Origin of the sequence: Alteromonas mediterranea DE, assembly GCF_000020585.3 — a bacterium.
GTDB lineage: Bacteria > Pseudomonadota > Gammaproteobacteria > Enterobacterales > Alteromonadaceae > Alteromonas > Alteromonas mediterranea.
The window spans coordinates 3,313,526-3,339,387 of sequence record NC_011138.3 but is presented as its reverse complement, the minus strand read 5'-3'; the positions used below and the strand labels follow the sequence as shown (position 1 = coordinate 3,339,387).

The following is a 25,862-nucleotide window of genomic DNA, read 5'->3' as shown; positions in this document are numbered from 1 at the left end:
AACAATGATTAGAAGCCGTGAAAGTTAATACGGGTACGTAGGTAAGGGATTTCACTACTGTCAAATTGCCAGTCAGCTCCACTGACTGGCAATTTCAAAACCTAATACTTAATGAGTCTAAGCTCAATTTTTTTTGAAGACGCATTTAAACAATGTGACAAGTTTCTTAGGGGAGAACGAAACCAAAGCCTTATCCTTACAGAATAATACGCTGGGCCGTAGCAAACGCCACGTCTAGCTTGAAGTAAGCGGCTTCGTTAATGAAGTGAGGGTAAGTTTCTTTATCACTGTTCCAAGTAATATCTTTCCCGTCAAACGTTCTAAACACAGGCATACCCGGCATTAACGGCTTGAAATCACTATCTTGAAGGGCGTGGTGAATCATTGCAGTACGCTGACCATTTTCATCCAGCGGAAACCCGACGTTTTCACCTAAGCGAAATGCTTCGCATTGTGGCAAGTTGTCAGTTGATATACTGCCGTTGTTATAAGCCATGCAGAAGTCTAAAATGACCTCGGCCATGGTTTGCGTTAGAAGGTACACATCTTCTCGTAACATCCCCTGTGGCTGGCCGCCCACTTCTATCATCACGCCTTTTTTGCCCGTGGTACACAAGTAACCATGGTCAAGATAAGGCTTTTCGTCTTCCACCAGAATATTGGCTTCGGGCATGTGATGCTTCACATAACGCGCTAACTGGGTATGGAATTCGTCAACTTCCAGAATGATTAACGTTGCGCCCATTTCGCTGGTGGTGTTGTGAATGTCAATCACAAAGTCAGTCTTTGAATTCCCCTTAGGGCCGAGTTGTTGGTTTAATGACTTAGCCAGTACTGCTTCTTTGGCGCGACTCTCATTCGCAAGTCCCGCTAAGGTGAACTGCCTATTTAGGTCTTCTTCAACAAAACGAACATTAGCAGCCAGCGCTGCTTCGTTGGCAATAGATAAAGAAACGTTTAGTTCGTCGAATCGAGCAGGAAGGCCGAACTGTTGCCAGTTTCGAATCAGTTGAATACCACTGGTTTCATTTCCATGTGTACCACCAACAAGCGCGATAGAATTAAACATTCATGTTCCTTTTAAAAAAATTGATGATGGGGAAGCCACAGGGCAACCCGTTAAAGTGAACTAGCCATGCAATCATTGAAAAGTGTATCTCGCATTACCAGACAATAGCTTGATACTACCCCGCGGTACAACACACTTAAAACCATGCCTCGGGACTTTACCTAAAGTTCGTCTGTTCACCTATTTGAAAAACTTAGTGCTTAAAAAAGTCGTCAGACTGCTCGGCTAGCATGGCTTCTATTTCTTCAACATCAATATGCTTTGGGGTGGCATCTTCTGCTGGTTTACCGGCAATCTTTCTATCTTCAGCCGCCCACTCACCTAAATCGATAAGCTGGCATTTCTTACTGCAAAAAGGGCGAAACTCACTTTCAGGGCTCCACACGACCTGTTTAGCACAAATAGGACACTTCACTTCCATAATACGCTCCAGTGAAATACGTCACGCAAAGCTGAATACTCAATTATGAATACTGTTGCGATAACAAAGGGAAAAGGAATTGGTGATAGTTTAACAGGCAGCGAGGCGAAACTGAATATTGCTTTCTACTGCGCCGCTTTGGCCTTCTTCTGGAGAAAACAGCATGAAGCGCAGTGCATACCGGTATTTATTTCCACTAAGGGTAGGGTAGTAGCCATCGTCTACACTACACTTCACGCGAATGAGTTCATTTTTATCTTCGGCTGCACCTTGATAAAAGCCATTATCTGCAACGGCATCGACAAACTGACCACGTTCACGAATAAAAGAAAGGCTGACGGCAATAGCATCATCAAGCAGACCTAAGGTATCGAGCCATTGATGTATATCAGCGTGTCGCTGCTCAAGAGGTTGCTGTAGCCAGAAGTGCAAATTAGGCAAGTCGAAACTGCATGCACCGCCTGGAATCGCAAACCGTTGACGAATAGCACCAAGCAGTTTGTCGTCTTTTAACATACTGCCAAATCGGCGATCGGTCTTCAGTTTTTGCCTTAATGTCAGTACGGTTTTAAGGGCTTGCTCTAACGCTGCGCTGTCAATTTTAGGGTGTTTCGACCAATAGACGAGATTCTTTTCGTGGGCTTCAAGATCTTTCGTTAAATCAGAGCGTAAATCTAGCCTTTCAATTAAATCTAAAAGTTCGAAAAGTTGCTCAAAGAAAACAAGCTGCAGGTGAGTATGCTCAGATTTAGCCGTAATTTTTAGTTGTCCAAGCAGCTGCTCAACACGTAGATAGTTACGTACTTTTTCCTTTAGCGGAAATTCGAAAACAGCGTTACCCATGAAACCCCTTAAAACACGTTGATTTGGAGAAATTGCACCAGAAATGCAATAAAACAGCGAACGGCAATAAGCCTAAAGCATCAAAGCGTTTAAGCCAAGTACACTTGTTCGACAAATCTTCTGTTTGACGCTATTTGTTCAAAAAAGTTTCAAAAAGTGTGCTTACAATGGGGGAAGCTTGCGTATTCGCTAGATATACCGTTAAACGCACATTTATTTGGCATAACGTTTCAACAGCATTTCGTGAAGTTTTGAGACTTGGTCTTCAAGGGCGGATAAGNTTGTACTGTTATCCAAAACTTTATCTGCCGCTTTTATTCGTTCTTCTCGGCTGGCTTGAGACGCCATAATACTTTTTATGGTCTCTGCTGAACTACCGTCTCGCTTTAGCGCGCGTTCAAGCTGCATGGTTTCAGGGCAATCTACCACTACGACATAGTTACACATTTCCGTAAGCTTGTTTTCCACTAAAAGCGGTACTGATAAAATGCAGTAGGGCGAGGATGATTCGCCAATAAGCTGTTGCATACGCGTGCGAATAAGGGGGTGAAGTAATCCATTTAGCCAGTTTTTCTCTTCGCTGTTTGCAAACACTTTTTCCCGAAGCGCCGCACGGTTGAGGCTGCCATCTTCAAGTAAAATAGTGGGGCTAAAGCGCTCTGTAATCTTACTTAAGCCTTCAGACCCAAGCGCTACCACATCCCGAGCGACCTCGTCTGCGTCAACAATATCTATACCGCGTTGTTTAAAAAGGTCGGTGGCAGCAGTTTTTCCACTACCAATGCCGCCAGTTAACCCTACTACAAATGGAGGTCGGGATGTTGCCATAATCATTCTAGCCTTATCGGTTTAAAGCACGTAATCAAGGTAAGTAGTGATAATTTCAGCTTTAAAAAGCAGCGTAAGCCACCCTGCTACAGCAAGGTAAGGGCCAAAGGGGATGGCTAAGGATTTCCCCTTATTTTGCACAACCATAATAGCAATACCTGCAATGGCGCCCACCAGTGATGAAAGTAAGATGATAACGGGGAGCCCTTGCCAGCCTGTGAACGCACCTAAGGCGGCAAGCAATTTAAAATCGCCATAGCCCATGCCTTCCTTGCCCGTAACAAGCTTAAATAACCAATATACTGACCACAAGCTTAAATAGCCTGCCGTCGCGCCAATAATGGCGTCGGTCGTACCAACAAAAATGTTTTGAGTACTTAACAGCAGCCCAAGCCAAAGCAAAGGGAGCGTGAGCTGGTCTGGCAACAACATTTTATCTAAATCGATAAATAGCAAAGCCACGAGTACGTAGGTAAAAACCACGGCCCAAAGCGCTTGAGGCGTTGCACCAAATTGATAGGCTGCGAAGGTGCAGGCGATTGCAGTGAAAAGCTCAACCAGCGGATAGCGTACTGAAATAGCTACCTTGCACTTAGCACATTTGCCCTTTAGAAATAGGTAACTAATAACAGGAATGTTTTCCCATGCGCGAATTTTGTGGCCGCAGCTGGGGCAGGTGCTGTCTGGTTTTACCAGGTTAAAGGTATCGTCTTGCGATGGAGCGTTAGGTGTATCTAAACTGGTATCACCGTCGGTAAAATAGCTTTGGTATTCCTGCTGCCAGCTGCGCTCCATCATAATGGGTAAGCGGTAGATCACTACATTTAAAAAGCTGCCAACCATTAAGCTCACTAAGAAGATAAGGGTATAGAATATAGCGGGGTATAGCTGGCTAAGGGTTATTATAGCGTCCATGAAGTGCAATTCTTTTAGTTTTATTGGTGTTTAACTGAAACGGTTGTGTCCTAAAGCGCTACTTTATAGACCCGTTTCTAAGCGCTGCTTTTAAATCTGTAAAAATGCTTTGGTAAGTTATACCACGTTACCCATCTGGAATATAGGCAGGTACATGGCCACAATCAAGCCGCCAATAACCACGCCAAGTACGGCCATGATCATAGGCTCAAGCAAGCTGGTTAAGCCGTCTACCATGTCATCAACTTCTGCTTCGTAAATGGTGGCAATTTTACTTAGCATCTCATCGACAGAGCCAGACTCTTCACCTATGGCTATCATTTGCGTCACCATGTCTGGAAATACTTGGGTAGCGCGCATGGCTACATGCATAGGCATACCACCGGCCACTTCTTTGCGAATATATAAAATAGCGTCGCGGTATACTGCATTTCCCGAGGCCCCTGCAGCTGACTCTAACGCGCCTATTAGCGGTACACCTGCCGCAAAGGTGGTGGCAAGGGTTCGGGTAAAGCGTGCGATACTGGCTTTTTTAAGTATCTCGCCGATAACAGGAATTTTTAAAATATTCCGGTCTACCGTATCGCGAAGCTTTTGACTGCGCCTGTGCGCGCGCACAAACATAAAGCCTGCGGCTGCCACGCCCATGGCGATAAAAATACCGTAATCCTGTACAAACCGCGATATAGCCAGTACGAACTGGGTAAACGCAGGGAGTTCAGCGCCAAAGCTGCTAAAGATTTCTTCAAACTGAGGCACAACGAAAACAAGAAGAATAGTCGTAACAATAAAAGCAACGACCAAAACCGCGATAGGGTAAAACATCGCTTTTTTGATCTTTGATTTTAGTGCTTCGGCTTTTTCTTTATAGGTGGCAATACGATCGTAAATGGTTTCAAGGGCACCTGACTGTTCGCCCGTGTAAACCAAATCACAGTATAAATCGTCAAAATAAAGCGGGTGTTTTCGAAGCGCAGAAGAAAGTGGATTACCGGATTTGACTTCATCCGTAATTTCGCCAAGCAGTTTTCGCACTGCAGGGTTTGCATGGCCTTGTGCTATCATTTCTAGAGATTGAATCAGCGTAACACCTGCGGCTAGCATGGTGGCAATTTGTCGTGATATGACAGATATATCGGCAGGTTTTATTTTTTGAGTTCTGCCAAAAAGTGGTTGAGCTAGTTTTTTTACCTTATTCGCAGAAATCCCTTGGCGACGCAAAAGGTTTTTGGCTTCAGAAAGCGAGGTGGCCGAAATTTCACCTTTGCGAGATTGACCATTCCTGTCTTTTCCTTGCCAAGTAAACGTTGCCGTTGCTTTTGCCATTTAACTATCTCAAATATCTTCTTTCAACCGAGGGGAAATAAAAACAAAAACCCGACGTTAGTCGGGTTTTTGTTCAACTCGTTTAGATTAGCAAAGGCCTTTATCTACACAACCACCTGTTGTTGCCCATGTAACCGCACCATTATTGATAGTACCGGTTAGAATTAGAGTGTCTGCTGCTACAATACCGCTTTCTTCATTTGGAGTTACTGTAATTGTATAGCCGTTAGCAGCATCTCCCCCTATCTCTATGGTATTAACCGTTGATGCGTTAGTCCAACCTGCGTTTACCGCGATGTCAGTACAATCAGCAGGTACGCCCGTCTGAGCACATACTTCAACAGCGGTTTTAGCTGCACTTGATGCCGAGATTACTTCGCTATATGTCGCTCGAGCAGTGTAAGTCTGATAAGCAGGCAATGCGATTGCTGCAAGAATACCGATAATTGCAACAACTATCATTAGTTCGATTAGGGTAAAACCTTTTTGGTTTTTAGTGTTCATGTTCATCATGGTTTTTCTCCGGGACGCGTATACACGCTAAGTTTAAATGTAATTCAAATTGACGTTTATACCCGAGTCGTCCATTTCAACGCCCCTGGTACTTGATACTCAGTATAGAATTTTATTAGTCGCTGACAAGTATAGGCAAATATACGTATGTCTAGCTTTTGCAGTATGACATGGTTCGTTATGCCTGTGCAGGCCTTATCACTTGTACTTTCGTATAAAAGTTAATGACTTATCTACGTATATCTAGCTATACACAGAGAACATCGAAGAGAAATGACGGAAGATATAAGTAACTTATCGTATTTCGGTTTATACCGCTACACGTTCATATTCATTGGCTTAAACAAACAGTATTTACGCTAAATTCCTAACAAAATAAGAAATACAAAACACAAAAAATAAACGGCGATTAGCGATGGATAAATGGGTGTTTTCGTATTAGTTAACACATTTTAGTGCTACGAAAACACCATCGTCTTTCGCGTTATATCAATATAATTGTGCTCTTTCGTTTTGCGTTATATCACTTGCTTTGCTAAGACAAATTGATACGTAGTGACAAATCTATAGCCTGAACGTGTTTCGTTAACGCGCCAGATGAAATGTAATCTACGCCCAGTTTGGCAAGCGACGCCAGTCGTTCATCAGTAATGTTCCCTGATACTTCCAGTTTACATTGGCCTTTATTAAGCGCTACTGCCTCTTGGATCTGTTCGTTAGTAAAATTATCTAACATAACAATATCGGCTCCTGCAGACAGGGCTTGTTCAAGCTCAGCTACGTTTTCAACTTCTACTTCCACCGGCTTGCCCGGCATCATAGATTTCGCTCGGCTTATCGCCTTTTCAATATTGCCACATGAAAAGATATGGTTTTCTTTGATAAGGAAGGCGTCGAATAGGCCAACACGGTGATTTTGTCCACCGCCGCAGCGTACGGCGTATTTCTGCGCATAGCGAAGCCCGGGTAGGGTTTTGCGCGTATCGAGAATTTTAGTGGTAGACCCTTCTAAATATTTGACATAAAACGCAGTGACTGTGGCGGTAGCTGACAGTGTTTGCAAAAAATTAAGCGCGGTGCGTTCGGCGGTGAGAATCGCTCTGGCAGAGCCTTCCAAGCTAACAAGCAAGGTGTCAGCGGCAACACTGTCGCCATCTTTTACATGCCAAGTTAGTGATACCGATTCATCAATAAGCGCGAAGGCTTGTGTTGCCCAAGCGATACCGCACACAACGCATGGTTCGCGAGTAATTATCGAAGCCTTAGCATTTACGCTTTCGTCTATCAGGTTTGCGGTTATGTCGTGCGCGGCATCTAACTCGCCGCCAAGGTCTTCAATAAGCGCGTTAGAGACCTGTTCTCGTATCGCTTGCATATCTGGTGATGTCATCTTCATCGCTATGGTCTATTTAAAGGGTACGCAATATTAACCAATCTCCGCGCTGAGTAAACTCTAATTGGCGAAGAACACTCATTCCAAGCAGTATATGGTCATCCTGCATACCGGGGTTTAGGTTTGCTTTAACATTGCGCACCACAATGTCTCCAATGCGCAAGGTATTTATGGTAGATTCGGCGACTCTTACTACGCCATTGGCGGTACTGGCTAAACCTTCGCGGCCGGCTTTCAGCTGAAGGCGATTGGCTAAGTGAGCAGGTACTGCAACATCGGTTGCGCCTGTATCCACTAAGAACACCACTTCTTCGCCGTTTATATAACCTGTGGTTACATAGTGCCCCTGACGATTCTGCTTTAAGCGCACTTCGGTTTGAGAGCCAATGCGTTCAGACCTAGGTTCGCTATTTGGGTTAACCTGTTTCTCTAATAAGTCTGAGAAAACGAACACTAAAAGGCCGAAACCACAGATCCATGCCAGTGCAACCATCCATTTGCCCGTTGATGCCGTCGGGTCTTGTTGTTCATTCATGCATAAACCTTTTTTAATTCAAAGTGGTGGCGAACTAAGCGTTTAGTTTCCTCAATGCTTTATCAAACAGACAGTATGCGCGAGCTGCTTGATTTTTAAAGTATTGCAGTGCCACACTTATAACACTATACAATGTAGGCGGTTACGCTAAAAATCAAATATCGAATCAAACACTATGGTGCTTTATAATCAAGCAATCTTCACCGAAAGCCCTCATGCAGACCCTCGGCCTGACAACACCGACGTCAGCCTTTTAGTTATACACAATATTTCATTGCCGCCATCACAGTTTGGTACGCCTGGCATTCGGGAATTGTTTACCGGAACGCTCAACCCAGACGAGCACCCTTTCTATAAAGAAATAGCGGGGCTGCGGGTGTCTGCGCACTGCGTTATATACAGAACGGGGGAGGTTGAGCAGTTTGTTCCGTTCGACCAGCGAGCATGGCATGCCGGGCTGTCGTCGTTTCAAGGGAAAAGCCGTTGCAACGACTTTTCCATTGGTATTGAGCTAGAAGGTACAGACACCTTGCCATTTACCGATGCGCAGTATCACGCCTTAGGTGAACTAACTGATTTTATTACAAAGCGCTATCCTCGGATCACTTTAGGGCGTATCGTAGGACATAATGACATTGCACCGGGGCGTAAAACCGACCCGGGTGAAGCCTTCGATTGGGCACGTTATAGAATGCGAATATCGCAAGCGTAAGTGGTTTAACTAAAAAGGAAACACACGCCTATGATGCTAATGAGTTTACTGTTGGTTCTCAGCTTAGAGCGGCTGATATCCAAAACACCAAGCTGGCATATTGAAAAGTATGCGTCCCAATATCGCGATTTTCTGCAGAAAAAAGGGTGGTTAGGTGAGAAAGCCTCTTCGGCGGCACTTTACTTTTACCTTTTAGTGCCCGCGTTATTGCTAGGGGCTATTGAATATTGGCTGCTAGGCGCTTTTCTTACCTTTATTGAGCAAAGCATTGTGCTGTTTATCTGCATAGGTTGCCCAGTGCTTAGAGAAATTTATAAGAACTTCCTTAACGCTGCACAGCGAGGTGATCTGCAAGCCTGCAGCATGTATACCGATCAGCTAGGACACTGTGCAAGTCAATCTGACAGCGACGGCAGTGCAAGTGCAGAAGGAAAAAGCTTTGGCCAGCACCTTACATGGCTTAACTATCAGCATTATGCTGCAGTGATGTTGTGGTTTATCGCGTTTGGTGCACCAGGGGCACTTTTTTACAGCATAAGTAGAAGCACTACGGAAGCCTTATGCGGGGCTAATCACCCTTTAAAAGGAGCGGCGGGAAGATTAATGTTTGCGCTCGACTATATTCCGGTTCGTGTGACGGCATTTGGTATGTTGATGATGGGACATTTTTCCCGCGCCTTGCCAGAGTGGCTCAGTCATGCGCTTCAATTTGATGTACCTGCGTATGATGTGCTTACCCATATTTCTGCCAAAGCTGAGGTTTTAACCCCTGAAGAGTACCAAATGCAGGCTGAAAATGCAGCGATTGAGCCGCGAGTACTTGTAAAGTTAGCAAAACGTAATGTTATTTTTCTACTTGTTATCACCTCTGCATTAACGCTGGTAGGCAGCCTCGCATAATCAATATTTTTAACATTTACGACTTCGTGAGCGTTTGGTCTATTTATTAACTGTAAGTAGATCAAATGCTTTGCATCGCATCACGGGCTCTTTTTGCCTCATCAGACCAGTTGTCGTCTTTTTACTTTTCTTAACAAATTCAATAATAAAGCTTAACACAAAGCAAATCTCTGTGGCTTTGCTATGCTTGGAAGTATTTACCTCGAATTCGATCTGCCTTAAACTAGATAGGTAAAATGGTATTACCAATTGTGTCTGTGATTAAATTATCTCCGATTATTTTTTACATTCACCACCGTTATATCAGTACTGATTTAATTTAAAGGATACGAAGCGCGCATGCGTCAGCAGCGAAAAAAACTCTCTGATGTGATTACCGAACAACTCGAGTCAATGATACTCGACGGTACGCTATTGGCCGGTCAAAAGTTACCGCCAGAAAGAGAGCTCGCGTTAGAATTTGACGTTTCCCGTCCTTCACTGCGAGAAGCTATTGGTAACCTGCAGGCACGCGGTCTGGTCGAGCGCAAGCAAGGTGGCGGTACGTTCGTAAATCGCAACCTGAATTCAGCCATGAAAGATCCTCTCATGGACCTTGTCAGCCAACGCCCTGAAACCCAATTCGACTTGCTTGAATTTCGTCATGCCCTTGAGGGAATGGCAGCGTATTACGCAGCACTTCGTGGGCAACCTGAAGATTATGAGGCGTTAAAGCAAGCACTTAACGATGTACCTACGCCTAAAGCGCACGAAAGCAAGCGTGCCCAAGCTGAGGCGCTAGGAAAGTTCTACATCATTATGGCAAGAGCATCGCACAACATGGTGCTGTTACACGTAATGAGCACCATGCAAAGCATGCTGGTAGACAATATTGAACGAAATTTTGACATGTTGGCAGCGCACCCTGAAGCGGTGGAAGACATTGCGAAACAGCGTCGCGAAATTGTAGAGGCGATTGCTTCTCGCGACCCGGAAGCAGCGCGCCAAGCATGTAATACGCATTTAGCGTTTATTGAAAAAACGCTATTAACCATTAATCAACGCGATACACGGGTTCAACGCGCATTGCGTCGATTAGAGATTTAGTTACTTGGCTAAGGCTAGCTAAGCAAGGCATAGGTAACTATTCATTCGCAGAGGCCGGTCAGGTTTTTCCTGTGCCACTGCAAAAGCAGGTGAGCCAGATTGGGTCACTGTGAGTACAACGTAATTTAGTTTTCCTTCTTTTAGCGCCTTTAAGATAGAGGCAATGCTAAGGGAGGATTTTCTATATAAGCAAAAAATAGGATGGCACCATGTCTGATATGATGCACCAAGATGTAGATCCTCAAGAAACTAAAGAGTGGATTGATGCGCTTGAGTCGGTTTTAGAAGAGGAAGGCGTAGAACGCGCCCACTATTTACTCGAAAAACTTATTGATAAAGCACGTCGCAGCGGAGCGCATTTACCGTATGACGCTACTACTGCCTACATCAATACTATCCCTGCAGCGCAAGAGCCAAACATGCCTGGCGACTTGACCATCGAAGCGCGCATCCGTGCCGCTATTCGTTGGAACGCACTAATGATTGTATTGCGTGCATCGAAAAAAGACCTAGAGCTTGGTGGCCATATTGGTAGCTTCGCATCATCGGCTATGCTTTACGATGTAGGCTTTAACCACTTCTTTAAAGCGCCTAACGAAAATCAAGGCGGCGACTTTATTTTTGCACAGGGCCATATTTCTCCTGGTATTTATGCCCGTTCTTACATGGAAGGCAATTTAACTGAAGAGCAGTTAAATAACTTCCGTCAAGAGTGTGCTGGCGATGGTCTATCATCTTACCCACACCCTCACTTGATGAAAGACTACTGGCAGTTCCCAACCGTATCTATGGGTCTTGGTCCACTTCAAGCTATCTATACAGCACGCTTCCTTAAGTACCTAACTAACCGTGGTATTAAAGACTGTTCAGGTCAGCGCGTATACTGCTACATGGGTGATGGTGAGTGTGATGAGCCAGAGAGCTTAGGTGCAATTGGTCTTGCTTCTCGTGAAGGCCTAGACAACCTAACATTTGTTATCAACTGTAACCTACAGCGCCTAGACGGCCCGGTACGTGGTAACGGCAAAATTATCCAAGAACTTGAAGGTACGTTCCGCGGCGCAGGCTGGGAAGTAGTGAAAGTAATCTGGGGTAGTTACTGGGATGAACTACTAGCTCGCGATAAATCGGGCAAGCTGATTCAGCTTATGGGTGAAACGGTAGACGGTGAATACCAGAACTGTAAAGCCAAAGGCGGTAAGTACACTCGTGAGAACTTCTTCAACAAGTACCCTGAAACAGCGGCGCTTGTAGCAAATATGTCTGATGATGACATCTGGCGCTTGAACCGTGGTGGTCACGACCCAGTTAAAGTATTTGCAGCTTACCAAAAAGCCATCGATACCAAAGGTCGTCCAACAGTAATCCTTGCTAAAACGGTTAAAGGTTTCGGTCTAGGTTCTTCAGGTGAAGCGCAAAACGTAGCGCACAACGTGAAGAAAATGGACGTTGAATCAATCAAGCAGTTCCGCGACCGTTTCAACATTCCAGTAGCTGATGAGAAAATTGAAGAACTACCATACTTCAAGTTTGACGAAGACAGCGAAGAAATGAAATACCTTCGCGCACGTCGTGAAGCGCTAGGTGGTTACCTGCCTTCTCGTCGCGAACAGGCCGAAGAGCAATTAGAAGTTCCAGAACTAAGCGCATTCGATGCTATTTTAAAAGGTTCTGGCGACCGTCAAGTATCATCAACCATGACGTTTGTACGTGTACTTAACGCATTGTTGAAAGATAAGAAAATTGGTAAGCGTGTAGTACCAATCATTCCTGATGAAGCCCGTACATTCGGTATGGAAGGCTTATTCCGTCAGGTAGGTATTTATGCCAACGAAGGTCAGAAATACGTACCTCAAGATGCCGACCAAGTCGCTTACTATCGTGAAGATAAGAAAGGTCAGGTACTTCAAGAAGGTATCAACGAGCTAGGTGCAATGGCATCGTGGGTAGCGTCAGGTACGTCGTACTCAACGTGTAACGCTACCACTATTCCGTTCTACATTTACTACTCAATGTTTGGTTTCCAACGTGTTGGTGATCTTGCATGGGCAGCGGGTGATAGCCAAGCACGTGGTTTCCTACTAGGTGCAACAGCAGGTAGAACTACGCTTAACGGCGAAGGTCTACAGCACCAAGACGGTCATTCACACGTTCAGGCGAACCTAATTCCTAACTGTATTACTTACGATCCAACGTACGGTTATGAAGTAGCGGTTATTGTTCAAGACGGTCTGCGTCGCATGTACGGTAACAACGAAAACATCTTCTATTACCTAACACTAATGAACGAGAACTATCAGCACCCTGCAATGCCAGAAGGTGATGATGTTGCTGAGCAAATCATTAAAGGTATTTACAAGCTTGAGCGCGTTGAAAACGACAAGTCTAAGCTTAACGTACAGCTAATGGGCTCAGGTACTATCTTAAACGAAGTACGTAAAGCGGCACAGATTCTGTGTGAAGACTACAGCGTATCTTCTGACGTTTACTCTGTGACCTCGTTCAACGAGCTAGCCCGTGAAGGTCAAGACGTAGCACGCTGGAACATGCTAAACCCTGAAGCTGAGCAAAAAGTACCTTACATTGGTCAGGTAATTACGAAAGACGCAGGCCCTGCGATTTCTGCCACTGACTATGTGAAGAACTACTCAGACCAAGTACGCGCGTTCATTGAAACTGAATACCGCTGCCTAGGTACAGACGGTTTCGGTCGAAGTGATAGCCGTGAAAACTTGCGTACTCACTTTGAAGTTAATGCGTCATACATTGTGGTTGCATCACTTTACGAATTGGCTCAGCGCGGCGACGTTGAGAAGAAAGTGGTAGCAGAAGCCATTAAGCGTTTTGATATTAACGCTGAAAAACTTAACCCACTTTACGCGTAAGCCAGATAAGGTATTTTACATATGTCAGATATTCAAAAGATTATCGTACCCGACGTAGGCGGTGACGAAGTTGAAGTTATCGAGCTATGTGTTGCCGTAGGCGACAACATCGAAGCCGATGAAGGCGTTGTTACTGTTGAAAGTGACAAGGCGTCAATGGACATCCCAGCACCGTTTGAAGGTGAAATTGTAAGTCTGTCTGTATCAGTAGGCGATAAAATCAAAGAAGGCGATGTGATTGGTGAAATGAAGGCTGCAGGTGGCGACAGTTCTGATGAGAGCACCGCTGAAGAATCATCTTCAGACAACGCTTCACAAGAAGAAGCGCCTAAGCAAGATGAAGCACCGAAAGAAGAAAGCAAGTCAGAGGCAGCACCAGCTGCGTCTGGCGGCAGTGAAGTGATTGAAGTCGCAGTACCGGATATTGGCTCTGACGACGAAGTTGACGTTATCGATGTATTGGTTTCAGCGGGCGACACCATCGAAAAAGAAGATGGTCTTATTACCCTGGAAACCGATAAAGCAACGATGGACGTTCCTTCAACACATGCAGGTACAGTGAAAGAAGTATTCATCAGTACTGGCGATAAAGTGAAAGAAGGCACAGTTGTTATTAAGCTTGAAATAGCGGGTTCAAGCTCGTCTTCAAGTGAATCGGCTTCTAGCGATGCTTCTTCTGAAGCATCTGCACCGGCTGCGCAGGAAAGCGAAAAGCAAGAGTCAGCTCCTGCGGCGTCTGCAAGTAGCGAAACTATCGAAGTTGCTGTACCAGACATTGGTGAAGACGGTGAAGTTGACGTTATCGACGTGCTTGTATCGGTAGGCGATACCGTTGAAAAAGAAGACGGCCTGATTACGCTAGAAACTGATAAAGCCACCATGGATGTACCTTCAACGCACGCAGGTACCATTAAAGAAGTCTTTATCAAAACAGGCGATAAAGTTAAGCAAGGCACATTAGTTGTTAAGCTAGAAAATAGCGGTGGCTCATCTGAACAGGCACCATCAGCACCTAAAGCAGAAAAGCCTGCTGAAGCGCCTAAGCAAGAAGCACCTAAACAAGCGTCACAGCAAGAAGCCTCTCAAGGCCGTTCTCCTGTGCCGCCAGCGCCAGAAGCTAAGAATACAGGTAAAGCACATGCTTCACCTTCGGTTCGCCGTATTGCTCGCGAGTTTGGTGTAGACCTGACTCAAGTTAGCGGCTCTGGCCCTAAAAACCGTATCTTGAAAGAAGACGTTCAAGCTTACGTGAAAGCTGAGCTGGCGAAACCTCGCACAGCAGCCGCTTCTGGCAGCGCACCAGTAGGCGACAACGTACTTCAAATTGTGCCAGTTAAACCTGTTGATCACAGCAAGTTTGGTGAAATTGAAGAGCAAAAGCTTTCGCGCATTCAGAAGATTTCTGGCCCGTTCTTACACCGTAACTGGGCGACGATTCCGCACGTTACGCAGTTTGATGAAGCCGATATCACAGACGTAGAAGATTTCCGTAAAGAGCAAAACGCTTACCACGCGAAGATTAAGTCTGGTCTTAAGATTACGCCGCTAGTATTCGTAATGAAAGCGGTAGCGAAAGCCCTTGAGAAATACGAAGTATTTAACTCATCACTGTCTGACGACGGCGAAAGCTTAATTATCAAGAAGTTCATTAACATTGGTATTGCGGTGGAAACACCGGGCGGCCTTGTAGTTCCTGTTATTCGCGACGTGAATAAGAAAGGCATTGAAGAACTTTCTCGCGAGCTTATCGAAACATCGAAGAAAGCCCGTGAAGGTAAGCTTAAAGCGGCTGACATGCAGGGTGGTACGTTTACTATCTCTAGCCTAGGTGGTATTGGCGGTACGGCGTTTACGCCTATTGTAAATGCACCAGAAGTCGCCATATTAGGTGTGTCTAAGTCTGAGATGAAGCCTAAGTGGAATGGTAAAGAGTTCGAGCCGCGCTTAATGGTGCCGCTAAGCTTGTCTTACGACCACCGAGTAATCGATGGTGCGGTAGGTGCAAGATTCTCTACTGAGGTTGCTGCAAACCTAACTGACTTACGCAGAATCATACTTTAAGTAAAATGTCGAAAAAGTTTACAATATCAGTAACATTTTCGACGATTTTATAAGCCCATTTGGTGGCATTTAGGTTATGCTATTACGTAAAAGTAATAGCATGACCCTACAAGAACAGGATTGAGGTTCACAATGAGCGAAATTAAAACGCAATTGGTGGTACTGGGCGGCGGCCCTGGCGGTTATTCAGCAGCATTCCGTGCGGCTGACTTAGGTATTGAAACAGTTATCGTAGACTCACGCGACACGCTTGGTGGTGTTTGTCTTAACGTTGGTTGTATTCCTTCAAAAGCCCTTCTTCACGTTGCAAAAGTGATGAAAGAAGCGAAGCACCTTGCAAACCACGGTGTCACGTTTGGCGAGCCTACCATCGATTTAGATAAAATCCGCGAATATAAAGACAGTGTTGTTAGCCAACTAACAAACGGTCTTGGCGGTATGTCTAAAATGCGTAAAACCAAGCATGTACAAGGCTACGGCAAGTTCACTGGCGCAAATACCCTAGAAGTAAAAAATGGTGACGACGTTACTACTATTACTTTCGAGAAAGCGATTATCGCTGCGGGTTCTGAGCCTGTAAGCCTACCGTTTATCCCAGAAGATGACCGCGTAATCGACTCAACTGGCGCGCTGGAAATGAAAGACATTCCAGAGAAGATGCTAGTACTAGGCGGTGGTATCATCGGTCTAGAAATGGGTACAGTATACGAAGCACTTGGCTCAAAAATCGATGTAGTTGAATTCTTAGATCAGCTAATTCCAGCTGCTGACAAAGACATCATGAAAGTATTCATGAAAGACTACAAAGACAAATTTAACATCATGCTTGAGACCAAAGTTACTGCGGTTGAAGCTAAAGATGATGGTCTATATGTAACGTTTGAAGGCAAGAAAGCGCCTGCAGAGCCAGTACGCTACGACAAAGTACTTGTTGCTGTTGGCCGTAAGCCAAACGGCAAGCTAGTTGGCGCAGATGCAGCTGGCGTAAACGTTGACGACCGTGGCTTTATCAATGTTGATAAGCAAATGCGTACTAACGTTGACCACATCTTTGCAATTGGTGACCTTGTAGGTCAGCCTATGCTTGCGCACAAAGCGGTTCACGAAGGTCACGTTGCTGCAGAAGTAATTGCTGGACAGAAGCACTACTTCGACCCACGTGCTATTCCTTCAGTAGCGTACACTGAGCCAGAAGTTGCTTGGGTTGGTCTAACTGAAAAAGAAGCGAAAGAGCAGGGCGTAAGCTACGAAACAGCAACGTTCCCATGGGCTGCTTCAGGTCGTGCCATTGCATCTGATGCAACTAACGGTATGACCAAGATGATCTTCGAAAAAGAAACGGGCCGTGTTATCGGTGGCGCAATGGTTGGTACAAATGCGGGCGAAATGCTTGGCGAAATTGGCCTAGCTATTGAAATGGGTGCTGATGCTGAAGATGTAGCATTGACTATCCACGCTCACCCAACGCTTAACGAGTCTATTGGTCTTGCGTCTGAAATCTTCGAAGGAAGCATTACTGACCTGCCAAACCCTAAAGCGAAGAAAAAGAAGTAACATAGCTTCTTTTAAAAATACTTTGAAAGCCCGCTTCTAAGCGGGCTTTTTTGTACTATGCTTTTAATTCACGTGCTAATTTCAAACGAAAATTTAGGACGCTAGTAAATAGTAAGCGGTGGTAGATGTCGGAAAAAATCACAGATCCAATTAAAGTACAGTCAAAACACGGTGAATACAGCATCGAACTACAGGGGAACATTATTCGCCTAGACGGTAAAGGCGTAGTAACAAAAGCGTTATTCCAACTTTATCACGAAGATGTAAAAAAAGCTCGCTTTGCCTTTAGGTGGGCAGCCCTGGGGTTTTTTAATATCTGTTAAAGGCGTAGGCATATTAACCCCTGACGCCGAGCACGCGTTAATAGATTCGGTACGGATGAGAAAGCAATATGGAATGCAAGCATGTGCCTTTGTTACTACCCATGCAGACATTCCAGCGCTCGTGAAAAGTCAATTTGAGCGAGTTTATAAAGCCGCAAGTATTGCCTGTTATTTTTGCGATTGTGAAAGCGAAGCCCTTAGCTGGCTAGCCACACTAAACTACTTTTTAGAAACAGATTAGGCCGTTTCCTTCCCAGTTATCACTTTTGCTTCTTCATCATTACTCGGCGTGCTCAAATGTGCTGGCGTAAACCCTTCACAGTCCATGTTTCTCTCATCCATAAAACGCTTCACCGTGTCAGCGCAGTACGCCTTGCGACAGCATTGAGAAAGCAACATTTCGTGGCGTTGAACCCGCTCTCGAATAAACTTTACCACTAAACCGCGAAGCCACTGTAAGCCGGCGTCTTGGTCTTGACGTTTATGCCACATCACTGACAGCGGCGAACTGACGATTTCAATAGGCGTTTCAAACACGGCCAGCTCGCCAGAAAATATCTCTTTTTCCATTACAAGCGATGGCGCTACACAAATAAGATTACTCTCTTTTAATAACGGAGTGGCGTTGTGGAACTGATTCACCGACATAGCAACACGGCGCCTAAGGCCTAAATTTGCTAATACTTGATCAGTTGGCCCGCTTACATCGCCGGTTACTGAAACCAGTAGATGGTCGGCCGCTACAAAGTCTTCCAAACTAAGCTGAGACTTAGCTAATGGATGGTCGGGGCGCATGACTACCACCCAGCTTGGGTCAAGCACGTGCTCAGCGCGAATAACCGAGCCTGGCTCTTGGTATTTTGAAAAGGTGAGTTCGGCTTCGGCGTCCTTTAGGATCTTGTCCGTCTCCATATCATAGTTCGGGATAGCGTGGATATTGATACCCGGCGCTTCATTCTCTATAACCTTACGCAGCGGTCCCCATACCATAGAGACAATATTGTCGGTGGCGGCAATACGAAAGGTACGTTTAGCTGATGCTGGGTTAAAGTCGGTAGGGTTTACTGCAACCTCAAGCTCGCCCAATGGCCCTTGAATTTGGCTCCACAAGTTTTTAGCAAAAGAGGTAGGCTGAATACCGCGCCCGTCTTTCACGAATAGTTCATCGTTCCATGCAGTGCGCATACGCGAAAGCGCATTGGAAACGGCGGGCTGCGTCATTGATAGCCTATCTGCTGCACGGGTAATTGCCCCTTCAGTCATAATGGCATCAAAAATCATTAATAAATTTAAATCATGTGGACGCATCGTCGTCTCCAAATATCGTTTACTCATTATATATAAACTAAACGTAGTATAACGCTTGTGAGCAAGTCTCGTACTATGTCATTGCTTTCAAACAGCATGAAAATACTTGTGATAAGTACCTTTAATTCCACTCGTTATTATTTAAGGCTCTGATATTTAGTCGCTTTTTTATTTAAATTAATAGCTAGCGCAATACTAACGTTAATAAATAACCGAACATATACCATCTCAAGTTTACGCCCCTGAAACCTTGTTGTAACGCTAAGTTTTCCACTTTTTATCACTTCATTAACGCTTTTGAGGCGTTTTTTCAATTCGCATCAATATATAACATCGTGTGATGTGTTGCATATGAAAAGATAATTATTTTTATTGTTTTGGGGTGTGCATAATGCGCGGCATCAAACTTTAGTTTAATTTTTTAGAGAATCTTGCAATGAAAACTTTTACCCGTTTATTGGCAATAGTAAGCCTAACTGCGCTAGTCGCTGCATGCGGTGACGAGCAGGATCCAGGTCAATCCATGAGCGCTGGCGCACATGCTGGTGTGCCTGTTGATGTGGCTACGGTTATCACCCAGCGTTTAACCGAGTGGGATAATTTTACCGGCCGCTTAGAGTCCCCTCATATCGTTGCATTGCGCCCACGTGTATCGGGCTATATCGACTTTGTTGCATTTGACGAAGGTGAGTACGTCGAGCAAGGCCAAACTTTATTTCTAATTGATAACCGTACGTTTAAAGCGGAAGTTGACCGTTTAACCGCGCAGCTTGAAGAAGCGAAAAGCCGCGTTCAGCTTGCTGAGCAGAACTATAATCGCGCGTTCAAACTTCGCAAAACGCAAGCGGTGTCTGAAGAAGTGCTAGACGCCCGTTTAGCAGAAAAGAATCAAGCATTAGCAAGTTTAAATCAAACACAAGCTGCCCTTGAAGTAGCGCGCCTAAATCGCGGTTTTGCGCGTGTTGAAGCGCCTATTTCAGGTCGTATATCTCGCGCCAATATCACGGAAGGTAACTTTGTTACTGCAGGTCAAACAGAACTTACTCGTATTGTTTCTACCGATCGCCTATACGCGTACTTCGATATTGATGAGCAGACTTACTTAAATTATTTGAGTGACAATTCAAACGGCAATAAAAAAGCATCAACTGCCGTTAGCGATCAACCTGTAGCTATGCGCCTTGCGAATGAATCGGATTATCAGCACTGGGGCCAAATAGACTTCATTGATAACCAAGTAAACGGCAGCACGGGTACGTTGCGCGTTCGCGCAGTATTTAACAACGAAGATGGCCGTTTAATTCCTGGCCTATTTGCACACCTTAAACTTGCAGGTGACACCGATGAACAGGGCATTCTTATTAAAGAAAAAGCTATTGGCACAGATCTTAATAATAAGTTTGTACTGGTTGTAAACGACGAAAGTAAAGTGGAATACCGTGCGGTTAAGCTAGGCGACAAAGTGGGCAGCATGCGCATCATCACAAGCGGCTTGAATGTAAACGACACCATTGTGGTTGATGGCTTACAGCGCGTTCGCCCTGGTGCCCAAGTTGCCGCTAACGAAGTGCCTATGGGTGATGAAGATGCTTTGGCAAACTTATCAAGCTGGCAGCAGCGCGTTGATAACGCATCACAAGTTACCCAAAACATGGCGCAGTATGAGGATGTTTTATCTGGTGGTTCATTTGCCACAGGTACAGCAACAGCAGGTCTTAAGTAATGAACATTTCGCAGTTTTTCATTAGCCGCCCGATTTTTGCGGGCGTGCTTTCCCTACTTATTTTTATAGGTGGTGCCATTGCTGTGTGGCAGCTACCAATTACCGAGTACCCAGAAGTCGTGCCGCCTACCGTGGTTGTCACCGCAAATTACCCGGGTGCCAACCCAGAGGTTATTGCTGAAACCGTCGCCACACCATTAGAGCAAGAAATTAATGGTGTTGAAGACATGCTGTATATGTCGTCGCAGGCAACCAGCGATGGCCGCATGACCTTAACCATCACTTTCGCCATTGGGACAGATCCAGATGATGCAACAACGCTGGTACAGAACCGCGTTAACCGCGCGACACCGCGCTTGCCACAGGAAGTACAGCGTTTAGGGGTTGTTACCGAAAAGTCATCGCCAGATTTAACCATGGTGGTGCATTTAACCTCGCCTGATAACCGTTACGACATGTTATACCTGTCTAACTATGCCGACCAGTTTGTTAAAGATGAGCTAGCGCGAATCAATGGCGTAGGGCAAGTGCGCCTGTTCGGTGCGGGTGAATTCAGCATGCGTGTATGGCTAGACCCTAACAAACTGGCTGCACTCCAATTAAACCCTGGCGATGTAGCAGCTGCTATTGCAGACCAAAACCAGCAGGCGGCGGCAGGTAGCTTAGGCGCACAGCCAACAGGCTCAAGCGAATTTCAGCTGCTTATCAATGTGCGCGGCCGTTTAAAAGATGAAGCCGAATTTGAAAATATTATCGTTAAGTCGGGCGAAAACGGCGAAATTACACGCTTAAAAGACATTGCACGCATTGAACTAGGTGCAGATAACTACGCCTTGCGTTCGCTGTTAAATAATAACCCGGCAGCCGCTATTCCTATTTTCCAGGCACCCGGCTCTAACGCTATCCAGATATCAGATGATGTGCGAGCGCGCATGGCTGAACTGTCACAAATGTTTCCTAATGGTTTGGAATACGACATTGTCTACGACCCCACGGTATTTGTAAGGGGCTCTATCGAGGCTGTGGTAGATACCTTGTTTGAAGCTGTATTACTTGTTGTATTGGTAGTTGTGCTGTTTCTTCAAACATGGCGTGCGTCTATCATTCCCTTGGTTGCCGTGCCTATATCATTGGTAGGTACCTTTGCTTTTATGCAGCTAATGGGGTTCTCTCTTAATGCGTTGTCATTGTTCGGTTTGGTGCTGGCAATTGGTATCGTGGTAGATGATGCCATTGTGGTAGTGGAAAACGTAGAGCGCAACATTGCAGAAGGTAAGTCGCCCTTTGATGCAACCGTTCAGGCAATGAAAGAAGTGACTGGGCCCATTATAGCCACAACGCTAGTCTTAGCCGCTGTTTTCATTCCTACAGCCTTTATGAGTGGTCTTACCGGGCAGTTCTATAAACAGTTTGCACTTACTATCACTATATCTACAGTTATATCGGCGATTAACTCGCTGACTCTTAGTCCTGCACTGTCTGCGCTATTGCTTAAGCCTCACGGTAAAGCTAACGACTGGCTAACCCGCGGTATGGACAAAGTGTTTGGCCGTTTCGTGTTTACCCCTTTTAACCGCGTATTCGAGCGAGGCTCAAAAAAATACACCGGCGCTGTGGGTGGGTTAATTCGTAAGAGTGGTATTGTGGTGGTGTTATATGCGGGGCTTATTGCGCTTACGTACAACCAGTTTGCAACGACGCCTACCGGCTACGTTCCCGGCCAGGATAAGCAATATTTGGTAGCATTTGCGCAGTTACCTAATGCGGCAAGCTTAGATAGAACTGAAGAGGTCATTCGCGAAATGTCACGCATTGCCATGGAGCACCCTGGTGTATCTGACGCAGTGGCTTTCCCGGGGCTTAACATTAACGGTTTCACTAATAGTCCAAGCTCAGGTATTTTGTTTACCCCGCTTAAACCTTTTGATGAACGTCAATCCCCCGAACTGTCGGCGGGCGCGATTGCCGCAAAACTTAATCAGCAATTTGCTTCTATTAAAGGCGCGTATGTGGCTATCTTTCCACCTCCGCCAGTAATGGGGCTAGGTACCATTGGTGGCTTCCGTTTACAGGTAGAAGACAGAGGGAATTTGGGTTTTGAAGCGCTTGAGCGTGTTGCCCAAGAGGTGATTGGCAAAGCATGGGCACATCCTGCTCTAACCGGTTCATTCACCAGCTTCACCGTTGCCGTCCCCCAGCTAGATGTAGATGTGGACCGCGAAAAAGCGGTAAGTCAGGGGGTGAACATTGATACCTTATTTACCACCCTTCAAGCATATTTAGGCTCGCTGTATGTCAATGATTTCAACCTGTTTGGCAGAACATACCAAGTCAATGTGCAGGCCGATGCCCAATATCGCCAAGAGATTGGGGATATTACTCAGTTTAAGATTAGAAACAGCCAAGGAGAGATGATCCCGCTGGGTTCTTTCTTAGACGTTCAACATAGCGCAGGGCCTGACCGCGTTATGCATTACAACGGCTATGTCACCGCTGAAATAAACGGTGCCCCAGCGCCTGGTTATTCGTCTGACCAAGCAAAAGCGGCGATAGAAGAGATTTTAGCGGAAACTTTGCCACTGGGAATGACCTACGAATGGACCGAGTTAACCTATCAGCAAATATTAGCCGGTAATGCATCAGCCTTTGTTTTCCCGCTGGTGGTACTGTTAGTGTTCTTGGTGTTAGCGGCGCAGTATGAAAGCTTGCGTTTGCCATTAGCAATCATACTGATTGTGCCAATGACGCTGCTAAGTGCGCTTATAGGTGTGCAGATTTACGGTGGTGACAACAATATTTTCACCCAAATTGGCTTAATTGTATTGGTAGGGCTTGCCACTAAAAATGCCATACTCATAGTCGAGTTTGCCAAAGAGCTTCAAGACAGTGGTATGGATGCGCTTTCTGCCATTAAAGAAGCGAGCCGCTTGCGTTTACGTCCAATCTTAATGACATCAATTGCGTTCATTATGGGGGTTTTACCTATGGTTATTTCTACCGGCGCTGGTGCTGAAATGCGCCAGGCGATGGGGGTTGCCGTATTCTCAGGCATGATAGGCGTAACCTTCTTTGGCTTAATCCTTACCCCTGTATTTTACTATTTGCTAAAGCGCAAAGGTTAACTCTCCCGTCTACCCAAGCGTTGCCCTCTTAAGGGGCTCTTTAGGCCACTCATTTGAGTGGCCTTTTTTTTGCCACCATTGATCAGCTTTTATCTCGTTTTGTGAAACTAAAAAGCTTATATTCGCTTATACCCTGTAAGTTGAGTGGAAAGCACAGTAAACAAAGCGGAGTTTAGAATGAAAATAGGTGCAGCAATAGTAATAGCGCTGGGCATGGTGATTGCGGTGTCTTTGCTAGGCGTTCAGGTATCTTCTGCCATGAACAATATGCAAACGTGGGACAGGGTAGTCACGGTGAAAGGGCTATCAGAGCGAGAGTACATCGCTGACCAAGTCATTTGGCCTATTCAGTTCGTCGATGCCGGTAACGACTTACCTCAGCTTTATGAGCATATCGAGAAAAACAGCATAAAGGTAGCTAGCTTTTTAGAAGATAAAGGGATTCCCGCAGAAAGCATCACCATTGGTAAACCTGAAATAAATGATAAACTAGCCCAACAGTATGGAAGCAGTGAAAAGGCGCCATTTCGCTATAGCGCCATTCAAACTGTTACTGTTTTCTCTGATGAGGTGGAAAAGGTACGCGAGCTGATGCAGCAAATTGGGGAGCTTATCAAGACTGGCATTGTGCTATCAGAGCAAAGCTATCGCGCGCAGCCAGACTACGTATTTACTCGATTAAATGACGTTAAACCCACTATGATAGAAGAGGCGACGTTAAATGCCCGTGAAGTCGCAGAAAAATTTGCGAAAGACTCTAAAAGTACCTTAGGTAAAATTAAGCGTGCTAACCAAGGGCAGTTCAGTATCTCAAGTCGCGATAGTCATCATCCTCACATCAAAAAGGTTCGCGTGGTGTCTACCATCCAATACACCCTTATAGATTGATAATCATGATATGATCTTTAGGGCATTTACATGAAATGCGCTGGTGTTCTTGCCTGCGCATTTAGCCATTTCGGTTTAGTGTTGTTTATATGATTTACTGCTAATGTCTACTGGCTAGATGTCTTCGAATACGTTTTAATTTGAAGTAGTACGATTTCAGAAGTAACGGGCACAGCACATTCACCTGGGGTAGAGAGCCTGAAATGACGGACCAAAAGCCGCACTCGCAACAGTTGGAATTTTTCGACATTCCAAGCCCGTGTATTGGTGTGTGTGAGTCCGGCCCCCGAGGTTACTGTAAAGGTTGTTTTCGAAGCCGTGATGAACGCCTTTATTGGCTGAAAGTTGATGACGCAACCAAACGCAAGATAATAAGCGCGTGTGTACGGCGCAAAAAAGCAGTGCTGGCCAAAAAGCGTAAGGCTGAATTACAAGAAAATACAGCACTGAACGAACAGTTTACGTTATTTGGCGAACCGCCAGAAGACGATAAAAATTAAAAGAGACAGAGATTTATTAGATGTCGTTAGATAAGTACGTTGCGTTTGCCGCAAAATCTTTTACGTTGCCCGACATGTGTGTACGTTTACGCTCAACATTGGACGATCCGCATTCTAGTGCTGAAGACATTGGGCAGCTTATCAGCGCCGACCCCTCCCTTACAGCTAAAGTTTTACGTTTAGCGAACAGTTCGCTATTTCGCTTCCCATCCCAAATTGAGACAGTGGCCAAGGCGATTAATGTGATTGGCGGTGAAGCCCTTTATAACCTAGTTGTCGCTGAGACAGCCACAACCGCTTTCAAGCACTTTACTTCTGATCTTATCGACCTAGACAAGCACTGGTACGCCTCTGTCTATTGCGGCATGGTAGCGAAAAGCCTTGCAATGCGGCTAAATGTTCGGGGAGCCGAACGCTTTTTCGTCATGGGTATCCTTCAAAACCTCAGCGAGCTACTGGTTGCAAATAAAGAGCCTCAGCGATATCAGAGCTATCAAAAAGCGGGAAAAGACGTGCTGCCACATGTTAACCAGTTAGCGCATTTCGGTTTTACGTTTGCCCATTGCAGCGGTATCATATTCGAGAATTGGCACTTACCTATTGGGTTGTACTATCCGGTATCGTTCATGAACGACGAAGCTAAATATTCTTCTGATGTTGATATATGTGTTCTCGCGNTGGCAAGTCGTATTACCCTAAGCCAGCTTGAGAAAGAAAGTTACGCTAATATTGAACTTTTTACTCCAGAGATAGCCAATAAAGTAAGTCTCGACATGGAAGTGGTAAGTAATTCAATTGAATACGCTGAGCAAGAAACAGCGAAAATTGTTGCGCTTATTCACTGAGCTTTAAGTAGGACAACTCCGTTACTTTACCGACATATAGCAAGAACGTTGCAGAGCTCTTCCAGAGGATTGGTTTAACTAGCGTCGTACTAAGACGTAATCTAAAAATTAT

The 25,862-nt window shown here is 45.3% G+C and carries 22 protein-coding genes; 12 read left to right on the top strand and 10 right to left on the bottom strand.

Annotated features, from left to right (window positions below; translation table 11 throughout):
* Positions 1–196 precede the first annotated feature (196 nt).
* The 9 genes from MADE_RS14805 to MADE_RS14765 form a co-directional block, all read right to left on the bottom strand.
* On the bottom strand, positions 197–1,069 hold the full coding sequence (locus tag MADE_RS14805) for an aspartoacylase (protein WP_012519435.1): 873 nt from the start codon (positions 1,067–1,069) through the stop codon (positions 197–199).
* Positions 1,070–1,262: 193 nt separating this feature from the next.
* The gene (gene yacG, locus MADE_RS14800) at positions 1,263–1,490 is read right to left on the bottom strand and encodes a DNA gyrase inhibitor YacG (RefSeq protein WP_012519434.1); all 228 of its coding nucleotides are present in this window, start codon (positions 1,488–1,490) and stop codon (positions 1,263–1,265) included.
* 90 nt (positions 1,491–1,580) lie between these two features.
* A complete protein-coding gene (zapD, locus tag MADE_RS14795; protein WP_012519433.1) occupies positions 1,581–2,333 on the bottom strand; it encodes a cell division protein ZapD in 753 nt (250 codons plus the stop codon).
* A gap of 213 nt (positions 2,334–2,546) precedes the next feature.
* On the bottom strand, positions 2,547–3,161 hold the full coding sequence (gene coaE / locus MADE_RS14790) for a dephospho-CoA kinase (RefSeq protein ID WP_041912943.1): 615 nt from the start codon (positions 3,159–3,161) through the stop codon (positions 2,547–2,549).
* Positions 3,162–3,182: 21 nt separating this feature from the next.
* Positions 3,183–4,076, bottom strand: a complete 894-nt coding sequence (locus MADE_RS14785; RefSeq protein WP_012519430.1) for a prepilin peptidase — start codon at positions 4,074–4,076, stop codon at positions 3,183–3,185.
* Between the two features lie 117 nt (positions 4,077–4,193).
* A complete protein-coding gene (locus MADE_RS14780; protein ID WP_012519429.1) occupies positions 4,194–5,402 on the bottom strand; it encodes a type II secretion system F family protein in 1,209 nt (402 codons plus the stop codon).
* Positions 5,403–5,489: 87 nt separating this feature from the next.
* The gene (locus tag MADE_RS14775) at positions 5,490–5,915 is read right to left on the bottom strand and encodes a pilin (protein WP_012519428.1); all 426 of its coding nucleotides are present in this window, start codon (positions 5,913–5,915) and stop codon (positions 5,490–5,492) included.
* 535 nt (positions 5,916–6,450) lie between these two features.
* Entirely contained in the window at positions 6,451–7,305 is an 855-nt protein-coding gene (gene nadC / locus MADE_RS14770; protein WP_012519427.1) for a carboxylating nicotinate-nucleotide diphosphorylase, read from the bottom strand.
* Positions 7,306–7,324: 19 nt separating this feature from the next.
* Positions 7,325–7,843 carry a retropepsin-like aspartic protease family protein gene (locus MADE_RS14765; RefSeq protein ID WP_012519426.1) on the bottom strand — a complete coding sequence of 173 codons (519 nt, stop codon included), beginning with the start codon at positions 7,841–7,843 and terminating at the stop codon, positions 7,325–7,327.
* Positions 7,844–8,018: 175 nt separating this feature from the next.
* On the opposite strand from MADE_RS14765, the gene ampD reads away from it, so the two are divergent.
* From ampD to MADE_RS14730, 7 genes are all read left to right on the top strand, one after another.
* Complete coding sequence (ampD, locus tag MADE_RS14760) at positions 8,019–8,555, top strand: 1,6-anhydro-N-acetylmuramyl-L-alanine amidase AmpD (protein WP_012519425.1); 537 nt, start codon at positions 8,019–8,021, stop codon at positions 8,553–8,555.
* Between the two features lie 30 nt (positions 8,556–8,585).
* Positions 8,586–9,455, top strand: coding sequence for a beta-lactamase regulator AmpE (ampE, locus tag MADE_RS14755; protein ID WP_012519424.1), 870 nt, complete (start codon positions 8,586–8,588; stop codon positions 9,453–9,455).
* Between the two features lie 339 nt (positions 9,456–9,794).
* A complete protein-coding gene (pdhR, locus tag MADE_RS14750; protein WP_012519423.1) occupies positions 9,795–10,541 on the top strand; it encodes a pyruvate dehydrogenase complex transcriptional repressor PdhR in 747 nt (248 codons plus the stop codon).
* Positions 10,542–10,750: 209 nt separating this feature from the next.
* Positions 10,751–13,426 (top strand): pyruvate dehydrogenase (acetyl-transferring), homodimeric type, encoded by a 2,676-nt coding sequence (gene aceE, locus MADE_RS14745; protein ID WP_012519422.1) that lies wholly within the window; start codon positions 10,751–10,753, stop codon positions 13,424–13,426.
* A gap of 21 nt (positions 13,427–13,447) precedes the next feature.
* Positions 13,448–15,487 (top strand): pyruvate dehydrogenase complex dihydrolipoyllysine-residue acetyltransferase, encoded by a 2,040-nt coding sequence (gene aceF / locus MADE_RS14740; RefSeq protein ID WP_012519421.1) that lies wholly within the window; start codon positions 13,448–13,450, stop codon positions 15,485–15,487.
* A gap of 132 nt (positions 15,488–15,619) precedes the next feature.
* Complete coding sequence (gene lpdA / locus MADE_RS14735; protein WP_012519420.1) at positions 15,620–17,041, top strand: dihydrolipoyl dehydrogenase; 1,422 nt, start codon at positions 15,620–15,622, stop codon at positions 17,039–17,041.
* Positions 17,042–17,166: 125 nt separating this feature from the next.
* Positions 17,167–17,364, top strand: a complete 198-nt coding sequence (locus MADE_RS14730) for a hypothetical protein (protein ID WP_012519419.1) — start codon at positions 17,167–17,169, stop codon at positions 17,362–17,364.
* Positions 17,365–17,601: 237 nt separating this feature from the next.
* Here MADE_RS14730 and MADE_RS14720 read toward each other — a convergent pair whose 3' ends face one another.
* Positions 17,602–18,672: a LysR family transcriptional regulator gene (locus tag MADE_RS14720; protein WP_012519417.1), complete on the bottom strand. Its 1,071-nt coding sequence runs from the start codon at positions 18,670–18,672 to the stop codon at positions 17,602–17,604.
* A gap of 436 nt (positions 18,673–19,108) precedes the next feature.
* Between MADE_RS14720 and MADE_RS14715 the strand changes: the two genes are divergently transcribed.
* From MADE_RS14715 to MADE_RS14695, 5 genes are all read left to right on the top strand, one after another.
* Positions 19,109–20,395 (top strand): efflux RND transporter periplasmic adaptor subunit, encoded by a 1,287-nt coding sequence (locus tag MADE_RS14715; protein ID WP_012519416.1) that lies wholly within the window; start codon positions 19,109–19,111, stop codon positions 20,393–20,395.
* Positions 20,395–23,517, top strand: a complete 3,123-nt coding sequence (locus tag MADE_RS14710) for an efflux RND transporter permease subunit (RefSeq protein WP_012519415.1) — start codon at positions 20,395–20,397, stop codon at positions 23,515–23,517. Before MADE_RS14715 ends, MADE_RS14710 begins: the two co-directional genes overlap by 1 nt.
* Before the next feature lie 177 nt (positions 23,518–23,694).
* Positions 23,695–24,405, top strand: a complete 711-nt coding sequence (locus MADE_RS14705; protein ID WP_012519414.1) for an SIMPL domain-containing protein — start codon at positions 23,695–23,697, stop codon at positions 24,403–24,405.
* Between the two features lie 203 nt (positions 24,406–24,608).
* Positions 24,609–24,905, top strand: a complete 297-nt coding sequence (locus tag MADE_RS14700) for a DUF1289 domain-containing protein (protein ID WP_012519413.1) — start codon at positions 24,609–24,611, stop codon at positions 24,903–24,905.
* A 20-nt stretch (positions 24,906–24,925) separates the two neighbouring features.
* A complete protein-coding gene (locus MADE_RS14695; protein WP_023559859.1) occupies positions 24,926–25,750 on the top strand; it encodes an HDOD domain-containing protein in 825 nt (274 codons plus the stop codon).
* Positions 25,751–25,862: the final 112 nt, after the last annotated feature.